The following is an 11,903-nucleotide window of genomic DNA, read 5'->3' on the forward strand; positions in this document are numbered from 1 at the left end:
CGACCAGCTGATCCGGGCCGGCGAGTTCGACATCGTGGTGGCCGGCGGCCAGGAGTCGATGACCAACGCCCCGCACCTGCTGCCGAAGTCCCGCGGCGGGCGCCGCGACGGCGGTGTCGGCGGCGGTGTCCGGAGCGCCGGTGCGCGCGACGTTCGGCACCTCCTCGGCGGAGACCTGTGGCGGGGTCGGGCAGGCCTCGGCGCAGCCCTCGGCCGGCGGGGCCGGGGTGACCGGGACGGCCTGCTCGACGTTGGCGCACTGGTTGCCGAAGGCCGGGTTGCCGACACCAGCCACGTTCACCGAGTTGCCGCAGGCGTTGACCGGGACGTCGACCGGCGCCTGGACGCTGTTGCCGGAGAGCACGCCCGGCGAGTTGGCGGCGACACCGGAGGCGCTCGCACCCGGCACCGTGGCGGCGTCCGGGATGCCGGCGGTAGCCGGGATGCCCGTGGTGCCGGGGACTCCGGTGGTGCCGGGGATCCCACTCGTGCCCGGGATCCCGGCGGTGCCGGGAATCCCGCTGGTACCCGGAATCCCGGTGGTGCCGGAACCGCCGGTGCCGCTGCCGGCCTGGCCACCGCCGGTGGCGCCCGAGCCGCCGGGCTGGCCGCCCTGGGAGGGCTTGGACGCCTGGTGGCCCCCGCCGCCGTTGACGTTGGCGCAGCGGTTGCCGAAGGACGGGTTCAGCAGGCCGACCACGTCGAGCGTGTTGCCGCAGGCGTTGATCGGCACCTCGATCGGCACCTGCACCGAGTTGCCCGAGACGACGCCCGCCGAACCGGCGGCGACCCCCTGTGCCTCGGTTCCCCCCGCGTAGGCGTAGCCGGCGGTCGAGGCCAGCACACTGCCGGTGGCCACGGCCGTGAGGATCCCCTTCTTGGCTACATTCCTCATGTTTTCCCCTGACATTTCGAGACGACGTGTCGACCTTGACATGAACCTTCAAAAAAGTCGGAATTTCGGTAGATCCGTAAATCACGCAAGGGCTTCGACTGCACACGAGTTAACGAGGGGCCAACGGGGAGGTTGAGTCGAACGAATCGGCTTCACCCGATCGAGCGATTGTGTCGGACCCCGTGTATCCGTCGGGGACGCGAACGCCCCCGGTGCGGCGCGTCCGCCGCCCGGGGGCCGGATCGAATCGGCTCAACAGGCCCCGCCGGCCCGGAGGTCGAATCAGACGTTGGCGCAGTGGTTGCCGAACGCCGGGTTCAGCACGCCGACGACGCTGATGGTGTTGCCGCAGACGTTGAGCGGGACGTGCACCGGGACCTGGATCTGGTTGCCGGAGAGGACACCCGGGGAACCGGCGGCCACACCCTCGGCGTCGGCGTGAGCCGACGCGACACCGGCGGCGGCGAGCACCAGGCCGCCGGTGGCGGCGGTGACAGCGGCGATCTTCTTGACCTTCATCATTCCTCCTGTATGGACAACGCAACCCGTTCGGCGGGCCACACAGGGATGAACGACGCTGCGGCAAATGGGGTACGGAACGGATCTCCCATTCACTCGCAGCGGTGAGGTCTCGCACAAATGATCAGCCTGGAATTCTCTGCAGAATCGCTTCTGTCGATCTTCTGTTTCCCATCCCACAATCATCAGCTCCGACAATGCGGTCGGCCCGCTCCCGAAGCTCCGGGAACGGGCCGACCCAGTCGCCTGATCAGGCCTCCGGCAGCGCCCTCAGCAGGGCACCCGACACGCGCTCAGCAGGCGTCGATGAAGCGGTCCAGCACCCGGGCGCCGAACTTCAGGCCGTCCACCGGCACCCGCTCGTCCACCCCGTGGAACATCCCGGCGAAGTCCAGCTCCGGCGGCAGCTGGAGCGGCGCGAAGCCGAAGCAGCGGATGCCCAGGTCCTGGAAGGACTTGGCGTCCGTCCCGCCGGACAGGCAGTACGGCACCGCGCGGGCGATCGGGTCCTCGGCGCGCAGCGCGGTCTGCATCGCCTCGACGAGCGCACCGTCGAAGCCGGTCTCGATCGCCTTGTCCGAGTGCAGGCTCTCGCGCTTCACGCGCGGGCCGAGCACGCTGTCCAGCTCGGCCAGGAACTCCTCCTCGTAGCCGGGCAGGAAGCGCCCGTCCACGTGCGCGGTGGCCTGACCGGGGATCACGTTCACCTTGTAGCCCGCGCCGAGCATGGTCGGCTGGGCGGTGTTGCGCAGCGTGGTGCCGATCATCTTGGCGATGCCGCCGAGCACGCGCAGCGTCTCGTCCATGTTCTCCGGGTCCAGCTCGACCCCGAGCGCGTCCGACAGCTCGTCCAGGAAGGCCCGGACGGTCTTGGTGATCCGCAACGGGAACTGGTGCCGACCGAGCCGGGCGACCGCCTCGCACAGCTCGGTGATCGCGTTGTCGTCGTTCTCCATCGAGCCGTGGCCGGCCCGGCCCTCGACCGTCAGGCGCATCCAGTGCATGCCCTTCTCGGCCGTCTCCACCAGGTAGAGGCGGACCTGGTCGTTGACGGTGAAGGAGAAGCCGCCGACCTCTCCGATCGCCTCGGTCACGCCCTCGAACAGCCCCGGGTGCTTGTCCACCAGGAAGCGCGCCCCGTAGGTGCCGCCGGCCTCCTCGTCGGCGAGGAAGGCCAGCACGATGTCGCGCGGGGGCTTGCGCCCGGTGCGCAGGCGGTCGCGGATGACCGCCAGGGTCATCGCGTCCATGTCCTTCATGTCGACCGCGCCGCGCCCCCAGACGCAGCCGTCCGCGATCTCGCCGCCGAACGGGTCGTACGTCCAGTCCGCGGCGTTGGCCGGCACCACGTCGGTGTGGCCGTGGATCAGCAGGCCCGGGCGGGAGCGGTCCTCGCCCTCGATCCGGACCACGGTGGAGGCCCGCCCCTTGGCCGACTCGAAGATCTTCGGCTCCAGCCCGAACTCGGCGAGCTGTTCGGCCACGTACTCGGCGGCCTTCCGCTCGCCCGGCCCGGAGCCGTCCCCGTAGTTGCTGGTGTCGATCCGGATCAGATCGCGACAGATCTCGGCGACCTCCGACTCAGCCGTCACCTTCGGCGCCGCCGACTCGCTCCGCTCGCTCACGGTCACTCCTCGTCTTGGGCCCGCACCGACGCACCAGCGCGCCACCCCCGGGATCTGCACCCGGGCCGTACGAGCACGTCCGCCCATCCTCCCCCAGCCCCCGATCCCGATCCACCCCCCGCATGCTCCCGAAACCCCCTGGTCACGCCCCCGCCACACACCTTCCCTTGCCCCCGCCACCGGTCCCGCCGCTCCTCCGGGAACCGTTTTGGGACCCCAAGCCGATCTTTGCTACAGTTACATCTGTCAGCGCGACGGACGAGAGATCGGAAGCCGCGAGGACGACACCCGGTCCGGGTGGCGGAATGGCAGACGCGCTAGCTTGAGGTGCTAGTGCCCTTTATCGGGCGTGGGGGTTCAAGTCCCCCCTCGGACACCAGCAGGGACCCTTGTTTATCAAGGGTTTTTTGCTTTTCTGGACACTCGCGTGACCAACAGGATGACCAACAGAAATGATCTTGGTCAGACCAGGGTCGCGAGACCAATCCGGCTGGCACTCGAAGCGGCCAGCTTGATGGCGCCCTCGGGACGCCGACGCCCGTACCGGGCCATCGTGTAGCCCGGCGAGTGGTGCCGGGCATTGGCGGAGACCTCTACCGGGTTCTCCTTGTTGTCGAGGTCGTTCGTGATCTTCGACCCTCGCCAGTCATGCAACCGGAAGTCCTCCGGTAGGTGGAGCCTGTTCCGAGCGGTCCGCCACCGGGCGGACACCTTCTCCGGGTCCTGCGGGCCGCCAGCTTGGCGGTCCTTCTGGAGCTTGAAACCGTCCCGGGCGAACACCAAGCCGTGCTCCACCCAAGTCGACCCCAGCCGGGCCTTCTCCTCCTGCTGGCGCTCCCACTGCCATCTCAGAACCTTCAGGAGCGCCGGGTCCACGTAGATCACTGCATCGTCGTCCCCGTCCTTCGTCAGCTTCCGAAGCCGGAAGGTATTGCCCTCCTCGACCACCACCCACCTGAGTTTGATAGAGCCCGTGTCCCAATCGATGAGGTCCCACATCCACCCCAGCACCTCACTCCGACGGCACGAGGTTGCCGCGTAGGAGGTCCACAGCGGTGCATCCCGAAGACAGTGATGTGTGCGGCCATCGCAGGCCCTGTTGCCGCAGGGCTTCCAGATCTCGCCGAGGAAGTGAGCCGTTTCCGCATCGTTCAGGGTCGGAAAGGTGGGCTCCGCGGCCTTGATCTGCCGTTCGGTCGGGGGGTTCGCCGTGTGGACCGGGTTGGTCTTCAACAGCTTCCGGGGACCGGTGACGGTCTCGAAGGCGGCCGAGAGCGCATTGTGGATGTGCCGGACACTCTTGGGCCCCAGCGGCTTCCCGCCCTTCGTCGGGCTCGGAGTCGTCTCCAGCATCCGGTAGAAGTCATCCAGTCGATCATCGGTGACTTCCACCACCTTCACGGAGCCAAGGTGTGGCTTGATGTGCAGCCGTACCTTCGGCTCGTATCCCTGCCGAGTGGTGTCTTCTCCTCGGTGCTGCTTCAGCCACCGGTCCATGAGCTGTCCCACGGTCATGTCCGACCGAGGGGTGAGGTCTCCTTCCTCGAAGTCAGCGATCCACTTGCTGAGGGCCTTCTCTGCCTCGGTCTTGTTCTTGTAGTTGCGACCTATCCAATACCGATCGTTCTTGCCGGCCGCGGGATTGAAGTGAACGGGCGTTCGGACGCCCCAGGTGTTTGGCCGGCCCTTGCGGACGATCTCCACTGGAGTCCCCCCGAGCCCGTTACCGCGCTTCGCCACTGCTCCTACTGCTCCTCTCGTTCCTTCTTCCACTCGGAAAGCAGTCCCGATGCTTTGTCGGTGAGCTGCTTCCCATCCCACAGGCCGAGCGTCCGGGCCCGTTTCACGCGCTCCGACAGGGTCGGCTTGCCGATGCCAAGGCGATCCGCAAGGGACTGCTGCGGTGCCGTGGTCCCTGTCGCCCTCATCCGGACCAACTCGGCCACCAGAAGGGCGTAGTCCAGCTCCGTCCGGCAACGCGCCGGCACCGGCCACGGCCTGTCCGGTGTCGGGCCCTGCCCCTGTTCCTGCGCCAGCATGGCGCGGGCTTGGGTCTTGATCTCCGCTAGGGGAATCTGCCGCAGCAAGCTGGCCGGGATACCGTCCGTCTCCCGCGCCTGGGCCACCGCCCCGTCAGCCCCACCAGCGGACAGACGGATGGTCAGCTCAGACGGTCCGATGAACGGGACGCCTGCGGAGGGCATGCGGGCTTCCACGTGCCAAGGCCCGTAGTCGGCCTCCCACACCAGCCCACCGCCGGCGTCCCGTTGTACGTGCGGCTCGCTCGTTCCTGAGGTCATGTCATGACCTTAGATCATATTGAACTCATTGCCGCAGGTTCATTATGTGATACGTGTCACTCAGAGGTCGTCGAGCCACCGCTCCAGGTCGGCAGGCCGACACCGCAACTGGCTGCCCACCCGCTTGAACGGGATCCCAACAGCGCGCCAGTTGCCGTAGACCCACGACCGCGGTTTCCGTAGGTAGGCGGCCACGTCGTCCACGCTCAGCATCCTGTCCAGGTCACTCCTCCTCTGCTGCATCCTGAGGATCGGCCTCGCCCATCTCCACGTCCCAGTAGCCGGCCGCCATCGCCTGGGCCAGTTCGGCTGGGACGCCGCTGCTGACGGCAGCCCGGTAGACGGCTCCGGAGAACTCTGCGACCAGGACGGCGGTCTCGGCCCGCTGCACGAGCAGGGCCTTGCCGAACTGGTCCTCCAGGCCGGCCAGCAGTTGGCTAAAGTCCTCGTTCTCGTTGTTCTCGCTCACCCGCAGTCCCCCACTCCGTTGTCTTCCGCACACAGCCAGCACAGGCCAGCTTCTCCGCCGTTCAGATCGAAAAGCCCGTACGACTCGTTGTTCTCGCACCACTCGCAGTCCTGGATATCGTCTTCGATCAGTGCTTGCTCCCTTCCTTGTCGAGCACACTTCCCCAGCTTCGTTCTCCGATTTCGCCCTCCGCGGGCACCCGGACTCCGCGGACGGTGAATCCCATGATCTCGGCGGCCTGCTTTGTCAGCTCCCCTGCTCGTTCCCTCGGGAATGAGAAAACGATCTCGTCGTGAATTACGAGCCGAATCCACGGTGTGTAGCCTGCCTTGTGCAGCTCCAGGACCCCACGAGCGGTGATGTCCCGACTTCCCGACTGCACATAGTAATTCTGGGCCGCGTATACGCGCCCCGGGTCGACTGGCAGCCTTCGACCGGTGACGGTGAAGATGTGCCCGCACTTGCGGGCCTGTTGGGAGAGCTTGTCGGCCAGCTCACCCACACGGGTATAGGTCGAGTTGAAGGCGTCAAGGGTTCTCTTTGCAACCACCTGACTGATGCCGGCCTGCTGGGCCAGGGCCCTTGGACCTCCGCCGAATACCGTTAGGAAGTTCGCCATCTTGCCGATCTTCCGGGAAACGCCGGCGGCGTCCGCGGTGATCTGATGGAGGTCCTTGTCATGGAGGAAGGCGTCAATCATGACTGGGTCCTGGGATTCCGCACACAGGAACCTGAGTTCCATGTTTGCGTAGTCGATCGAGACTGTGACATGGCCTTCTTCCGCCAGGAACATATGCCGCACATAACCGTCTCCTGCGGGGAATGTCTGTGCCGCGATGCTCCCGGAGATTGACATCCGTGCCGTCCTGGCACCGACGGAATTAATGGATCCGTGCACCCGCCCTTGCGAGTCCCGGCCCTTCAAGGCATTTTCGAACCAGGTGGCCCGCCACTTACCTGCCTTGGTGGCCTTCTTGACGGCCTCGGCGAGCGGATGGTCGATGGAGTCCAGGACTTCCGCATCCATGGCTAGGTTCTTTTTAGCCGTCCGCTTGGTCAGCTTGACGCCGAATCCGGTGAAGGCCTCAATCAGCTGCTGGTTCGAGTTGACGTTCTCAACGCCGAAGCTCCGGGCCACCTCCTTCCACTTCTCTTCCTCGGCCAGCAGCTCCGCTATTCGAGCCTCGGCATACTCCTCGTCCACCAGGTAGCCGGTTCGTTCGACCAGCGCCATGACGAAGGCCAAACGGTGTTCCCAACTGAACAGCCCCTTGCGCTTGGACCGGAGCGGAATCAGCGGGTACAGGATGTGGAATAGCCGATAGGCGAGAACGGGGTCCATGCCCGCGTAGAGGAGGAATTCCTCATCAAACGTCCAGACCCGAGACCAGATCTCCTCCTTCTTGACCCGGTAGCGTTTGGCGATTTGGGTCATCGAGCCCTTGACTTCGGTAGCCAGCGAGGCGGAGATGTAGTGCTTGGTCAGCTCCTCCAGTTTCAGGCCGGGCCCGTGCTCCTTGACGGCCCGAGGGTCAACGAGGTGCGCGGAAATCTTGGTGCAGAGAAGTCTCGGGGCCAGTTCCTCCAGGGTGACTCCGAATGCAACCTCGGCCACGTGTGCGTCGAAATTGGCGTTGTGAGCAATGACCCGATGAGCTCGCCGGAGGGCCCAGGCAGCGGCCTCGGCGAACTCCGGGTCAATCTCAACGGGGAGTACCCAGGATTCCGTTGCATTGCCGAACTGTGCGAGTCGGCACCGGAAATCCCGGTCCCAGTCCCACCAGTTGAGGCCGGTGGTCTCGGTGTCGTAGCCCAGGACCGGGTTCTCCTGGACCCAGTCAATGAAGGGCCAGAGGTCCATCACGTCCTCGCAGACGTTTATTCGGACCGCCTGTCGCTTGATTCGGTAGGTGATGACCTGAATGGGTTTCTCCTAAATCGGTTCCTCCTCGCAGGAGTGCAGTTCGCTGGCTACGACCAGTTGAGCCAGGGTCACGGTGTTGTCGTCGCAGCAGTAGCAGCCGCCGGCTGCGGCGAGGCCAGCGCAGAGCGCGTGTGTCAGGACGACGCCACCGTTGTCCAGGCCCTCGACCAGGTACTCGTCAGCGCCCATCAGCGCTCCAGCAGGCAGCGGGCCGGCATGTCACCGACGCGGGACCAGGACCACAGCGAGCAGGGTGCCGAGGCCCAGATCCAGAGGGATGACATCAGCAGCGCGAGTACGGCCACGGTGGCGGCAAATGCCTTGTGCAAAGGGCTCCTTGGGGATGAAGTGGGGGCCGGGCAGAGTCCCGGCCCCCGAGGTCGCGGGGTATCCCTCTTGCTACTTCGCCTTGAAGCTGCCGTCGTCCTGCTTCCACAGCGGCGGGCACTGTGCGGCCTTGTTCGGGGCCTGGCAGAACAGTGCGCTCCAGGTGCCCTTGTCGACCAGCTTCCGGCCGTGCTCGCAGGTGTCGTCACCGAGCCCCGCGGGTGACTTGCTGACGACCTTGCCGTTCTCGAACTTCTTGGGGGATGTACCGGCGTTAGCCGGGGAGTTGAGGCCGGTGTTGAAGGCCTGCACCTTGGCGGCCTGCTCCAGCAGGCTCTTGAGTGCCGCGGACTCGGTGCGAAGTAGCGCGTCCATCTCGCCAACGCTGCCGGCTCGCAGCACCAGGAGCGAGGCGTCGTAGCCGGCCCCGCCCTTGAAGGAGAGCGTGACGTTCTCGGGGGGCTGGGTGTTGGTCGGGGTCTGGGTCACAGGCGCCTCCTCGGCGTTGGGGATGGTGGAGTTTGCGGTCGGGGACGACGGCTCGTCCCACGGCGATTTCTCATCGAACGGGTTGGGGTAGTTCAACTGATGCTCCTCAGAACGGGGCGGGAACGGCGTACTCGGCCTCGGACAGCATCCGGACCAGCGCCCGCACGTCTTCGTCGGCGAGCAGTACCTCCAGGACCCCGGACGGGGCGGAGATCATCAGATAGGTCTGGCTGTCGGGCTTGTTGTCGTAAATCACGGTGGCCGCGAAATTGGCGGTATCGGATGCCCTGGTGTACTGCTTGCGCGTCTCGGTCATCGGCCCGCCCGCGTCTTGCTGCGGATATGGGCGTTCATCGCAACGCTGAGCGCATCAACGCCCCGCTGAGCGGTCTTGGCCTCGCCAGCGGAGGCTGGCGGGAGACCGTAGATGTAGGTCCGGGTCACGGCCTCCCGGTATTCGGGCTTCAGCTTCCGCAGGCCGACCCCGGCGTCGATTCTGGCGCTCGTGATGTTGTCGCCGATTCGACACTGAGTGAGATCGTCCTTCCTGCCGATCATCTCCCCGATTTCCTCATCCGTGTAAATAAAAGACCGCAGGGTCATCCGAACCTCATCCGGCGTATAGAAGTACTGGCCGTCCATCAGGTCCTTCTGCATCTGTTCCCGAGACGCATAGGACTTTGCGGTCCTCCACGCGACCTGCCGTAGGAAATCGTGGTCGTCGGCTCGCGTTTCCAGATGGCTCCGTTGCTCCATCATGTGGAGCATGATCTCCTGGTGGACGTCGTCCGCCTCGACCACGGGCCACTTCCGGGCCAGTTCACCGGCCACCTTGCGGGAGATGTCGATAACCTTCTCCCAGTCCATTTCTGCCACTAGGCAGCCTCCCCCTTTCGTGATGCGAACCTTCCTCCAGTCCGCTTGATCTCCCCATACCGCTGGCCCTCGACCACGAAGCTCCCGTCTCGTTCCACCGGAATGGCCTGCGGAGTAGCCGAGTACTTTCCGGCGTAGAGGAGGCCGAACCCGGACTGCCAGTTGGCAGGGCCGTTCTTCAAATACTCGGCCTGCCGGACATCCATCAGATGACCGACTTCAAATCCGTAGATCGTGGTCAGCCGCCCGTTGTGGCCGGTGGTGTGAGGAGAAATGGCAAGCCGGTGAGTGTGTCCCATGATCACGCTCGTACCGGCCTTCACCGCCTTCAGCCTCGCGGTTGCCCCGGGTACCTGACTCATCCCCGGGGACTCGTGGCCGTGCACTGCCACCCAGCCGGGTGCAATCGGGTAATACGGGGCTACCTTCTCCCAGCCGTGCTCTGTTAGAGCTAGGAGGTTCTCCATCTTGTATGCCGTATCGTCCCGGCCAAGCGCCGGTGCGCGCGATAGGAGGTACTTCTCCGGGCGCTCATCGTGGTTGCCCCCGAGGATCTTCTTCGGTCCGTCGAAGACCTCGCTGATCGGCTGGATCAGGTTCTTAACGGTGTAGCGCGAATCCCGCTGCACACCACCGTCGTACTCGGCCGCGGTGCCGGCTGACCACCGGGACGGGGCAGGGTAGTCGGTCGCGTCGCCGATCTGTACGACCTCATCGGGCTGGTATTCCGCGATGAACTGGATGAGATTCCTCAGAGCCCGCTTGTCCTCAAACGGCATCTGGAGGTCAGAGATTACTACGATCCGCCGCAAGCGGCCTCCTTTTCGAGCTGTCGGATTTCGTCGTTGAGGTACCAGCGGGCCTTCCGGAGGTCCTGGAGGGCCTCACCCTTCCTCCCGGCTCGTAGCAGGTACTTGAGGGCGTTTCCCCGAACAAAGCTGAAATGTCGGGTGATCTCGATGACCTCCACGGGCAGCCACGTGTAGTGGTCCGGATGGTTTACCGGGTCACCCGTCATACGGCCTCCAGTTCGTCATCCGCGTAGAAGGCAGGGCTCGGGTCCGGGTCGTCGTCCAGGAGTACGGACGTGGCGGGTAGGAACTCGGCGTAGTTCGGCACGTGGATGGTGCCGAGCCATCCTTGAGTAGGGTCGTCCGCAGTCACGCGAACGCGAGTTCCAGAGGTCTTCCACTTGCTGATCAAAGGCCGAGCTTCTTTCGGTAGGAATCCACACCTTCCGTGTGGATGAACGAATTGATGTCGTGGCCGTCGCCGAGCTGGATCACAACCCCATTCGGCGTTTGAGTCGATCGTTTCTCCGCTGCCTTAATCCCGGCTTCGTCACCGTCGGCTACGTGGAAGACGCGCTCATATCCAACCAATGGGAGCGAGAAATGGGGCTCCCATGCTCCTGTTCCCTGAACGCCCACACAGGGCACCCCTGCCAGTTCCGACGCCTGGGTGTCGAACTCCCCCTCGGAGACCGCAATATAGGGAGAGGGGATAATCAAAGAACCGGTGTTGTACAGCCGAGGACCATCCCCGGGGAGGGATTGGTACTTGCCGTGCCCCTCGTGCTTCTCCTTACGGTTCGGCGCGAGGTAGGCTCCGGTCTCGTCCTTCACGCAGGAATCTCGGATGCACCTGAATCGGATGGTGGCTACTCCGTGCTCGCCGCCTGCCGGCCGTCGATAGGGGATGGCCAGCATGCCCCGGTATCGTTCATGGCCAATTTGAGCCGAACCGGCGTACCCCACCCCAAACCTGGGCGCCACTTCCGCCAGTCCGCGGGCGGCCATATAGGCCTCGGCCGGGCTTCCCCGGTACTGCTGGTGGTAGCTCTTCGCCGCTTCCACCGAACCGCTCACGTGCGAATTCACACGCTTCCCTGAACCCAATACTCAACTCCCTCCGAATGACGTCGATACCGTCCTCCGAGACGTCACAGACGAAACAGCCCCACCGAGCCCTCTCGGTGTTCACCGAAGCACTGGGATGTGACTCCGAGTGCAGAGGGCAAAGAACTTTTTGCCAGCCTGGCCGGGCCGTGTCGACTTGGATTCCGTAGAAGTGCTCCAGCACAGCGCCAATGGGCGGCTTCATCCCTCCCCCTCATGCTTTTTGTCGTAGGTGTAGCGCGGCCCCAGCACGCGCCAGGCCGGAAAGTCCTCCAGGTAATCGGCGGCCCGCCGCAGTACGTCGGGACGGTCTCTCGCCCCTCGGGCGAGCAGCTGTCCGTTGCATCGGTTGCAGAGGAGGCCCCGGATTGCCTCGGTCCGGTGGCAGTGGTCGACCGCCAGATTTCCGCGGCGGGTCTCCTGACAGATCGCACACCGGCCGCCCTGGGCGGCCAGGAGGAGGCCGTACTCCTCGGAGGTCAGTCCGTAGGTGGCCACCAGGCGCGCGTTCCGGGCTGCCGTCTTTCGCCGGCCCCGCTTGCAGGTCAAGCAGACACGGCCTCGGGTACCGGTGAAGAACC

At 65.2% G+C, this 11,903-nt stretch carries 17 protein-coding genes, 1 tRNA gene and 3 pseudogenes; 2 read left to right on the top strand and 19 right to left on the bottom strand.

Features of this window, described 5'->3' with window-relative positions; genetic code table 11:
* Positions 1-118: pseudogene (locus tag ACWDBB_RS28640) on the top strand (thiolase family protein); the annotation flags it as partial.
* 192 nt (positions 119-310) lie between these two features.
* Here ACWDBB_RS28640 and ACWDBB_RS28645 read toward each other — a convergent pair.
* From ACWDBB_RS28645 to ACWDBB_RS28655, 3 genes and pseudogenes are all read right to left on the bottom strand, one after another.
* A pseudogene (locus ACWDBB_RS28645) lies at positions 311-937 on the bottom strand (chaplin); the annotation flags it as partial.
* Positions 938-1,177: 240 nt separating this feature from the next.
* Entirely contained in the window at positions 1,178-1,417 is a 240-nt protein-coding gene (locus ACWDBB_RS28650) for a chaplin (RefSeq protein ID WP_449792345.1), read from the bottom strand.
* Between the two features lie 290 nt (positions 1,418-1,707).
* The gene (locus ACWDBB_RS28655) at positions 1,708-3,039 is read right to left on the bottom strand and encodes a M20/M25/M40 family metallo-hydrolase (protein WP_392914098.1); all 1,332 of its coding nucleotides are present in this window, start codon (positions 3,037-3,039) and stop codon (positions 1,708-1,710) included.
* A 291-nt stretch (positions 3,040-3,330) separates the two neighbouring features.
* On the opposite strand from ACWDBB_RS28655, the gene ACWDBB_RS28660 reads away from it, so the two are divergent.
* Positions 3,331-3,418, top strand: a tRNA-Leu gene (locus ACWDBB_RS28660).
* An 83-nt stretch (positions 3,419-3,501) separates the two neighbouring features.
* Here the strand turns inward: ACWDBB_RS28660 and ACWDBB_RS28665 are convergent.
* The 16 genes and pseudogenes from ACWDBB_RS28665 to ACWDBB_RS28740 all read right to left on the bottom strand — a co-directional run bounded on the left by ACWDBB_RS28665 (position 3,502) and on the right by ACWDBB_RS28740 (position 11,820).
* On the bottom strand, positions 3,502-4,743 hold the full coding sequence (locus ACWDBB_RS28665; RefSeq protein ID WP_449792346.1) for a tyrosine-type recombinase/integrase: 1,242 nt from the start codon (positions 4,741-4,743) through the stop codon (positions 3,502-3,504).
* A gap of 41 nt (positions 4,744-4,784) precedes the next feature.
* Positions 4,785-5,339 carry a hypothetical protein gene (locus ACWDBB_RS28670; RefSeq protein ID WP_449792347.1) on the bottom strand — a complete coding sequence of 185 codons (555 nt, stop codon included), beginning with the start codon at positions 5,337-5,339 and terminating at the stop codon, positions 4,785-4,787.
* Between the two features lie 60 nt (positions 5,340-5,399).
* Positions 5,400-5,582, bottom strand: a complete 183-nt coding sequence (locus ACWDBB_RS28675) for a helix-turn-helix domain-containing protein (protein ID WP_449792348.1) — start codon at positions 5,580-5,582, stop codon at positions 5,400-5,402.
* Positions 5,563-5,808, bottom strand: a complete 246-nt coding sequence (locus tag ACWDBB_RS28680; protein WP_449792349.1) for a hypothetical protein — start codon at positions 5,806-5,808, stop codon at positions 5,563-5,565. The genes ACWDBB_RS28675 and ACWDBB_RS28680 overlap by 20 nt, the downstream gene beginning before the upstream one ends.
* A gap of 127 nt (positions 5,809-5,935) precedes the next feature.
* Positions 5,936-7,669 (bottom strand): DNA polymerase, encoded by a 1,734-nt coding sequence (locus ACWDBB_RS28685; RefSeq protein ID WP_449792350.1) that lies wholly within the window; start codon positions 7,667-7,669, stop codon positions 5,936-5,938.
* 72 nt (positions 7,670-7,741) lie between these two features.
* A complete protein-coding gene (locus tag ACWDBB_RS28690) occupies positions 7,742-7,921 on the bottom strand; it encodes a hypothetical protein (protein WP_449792351.1) in 180 nt (59 codons plus the stop codon).
* Complete coding sequence (locus tag ACWDBB_RS28695) at positions 7,921-8,061, bottom strand: hypothetical protein (protein ID WP_449792352.1); 141 nt, start codon at positions 8,059-8,061, stop codon at positions 7,921-7,923. The genes ACWDBB_RS28690 and ACWDBB_RS28695 overlap by 1 nt, the downstream gene beginning before the upstream one ends.
* 70 nt (positions 8,062-8,131) lie before the next feature.
* Positions 8,132-8,644, bottom strand: coding sequence for a hypothetical protein (locus ACWDBB_RS28700; protein ID WP_449792353.1), 513 nt, complete (start codon positions 8,642-8,644; stop codon positions 8,132-8,134).
* Between the two features lie 10 nt (positions 8,645-8,654).
* A complete protein-coding gene (locus tag ACWDBB_RS28705; protein WP_449792354.1) occupies positions 8,655-8,864 on the bottom strand; it encodes a hypothetical protein in 210 nt (69 codons plus the stop codon).
* Positions 8,861-9,415 carry a hypothetical protein gene (locus ACWDBB_RS28710; RefSeq protein ID WP_449792421.1) on the bottom strand — a complete coding sequence of 185 codons (555 nt, stop codon included), beginning with the start codon at positions 9,413-9,415 and terminating at the stop codon, positions 8,861-8,863. The genes ACWDBB_RS28705 and ACWDBB_RS28710 overlap by 4 nt, the downstream gene beginning before the upstream one ends.
* Positions 9,416-9,423: 8 nt before the next feature.
* Entirely contained in the window at positions 9,424-10,236 is an 813-nt protein-coding gene (locus tag ACWDBB_RS28715; RefSeq protein ID WP_449792355.1) for a metallophosphoesterase, read from the bottom strand.
* Positions 10,221-10,442 carry a DUF3310 domain-containing protein gene (locus ACWDBB_RS28720; RefSeq protein WP_449792356.1) on the bottom strand — a complete coding sequence of 74 codons (222 nt, stop codon included), beginning with the start codon at positions 10,440-10,442 and terminating at the stop codon, positions 10,221-10,223. The genes ACWDBB_RS28715 and ACWDBB_RS28720 overlap by 16 nt, the downstream gene beginning before the upstream one ends.
* On the bottom strand, positions 10,439-10,588 hold the full coding sequence (locus tag ACWDBB_RS28725) for a hypothetical protein (RefSeq protein WP_449792357.1): 150 nt from the start codon (positions 10,586-10,588) through the stop codon (positions 10,439-10,441). Before ACWDBB_RS28725 ends, ACWDBB_RS28720 begins: the two co-directional genes overlap by 4 nt.
* 35 nt (positions 10,589-10,623) lie before the next feature.
* Entirely contained in the window at positions 10,624-11,292 is a 669-nt protein-coding gene (locus ACWDBB_RS28730; protein ID WP_449792358.1) for a topoisomerase, read from the bottom strand.
* A 49-nt stretch (positions 11,293-11,341) separates the two neighbouring features.
* Positions 11,342-11,527 (bottom strand): annotated as a pseudogene (locus ACWDBB_RS28735) (CHC2 zinc finger domain-containing protein); the annotation flags it as partial.
* On the bottom strand, positions 11,524-11,820 hold the full coding sequence (locus tag ACWDBB_RS28740; RefSeq protein WP_449792359.1) for an endonuclease VII domain-containing protein: 297 nt from the start codon (positions 11,818-11,820) through the stop codon (positions 11,524-11,526). The gene ACWDBB_RS28740 and the pseudogene ACWDBB_RS28735, both read right to left, overlap by 4 nt.
* Positions 11,821-11,903 lie beyond the last annotated feature (83 nt).

It is taken from the genome of Kitasatospora sp. NPDC001095 (assembly GCF_053598615.1).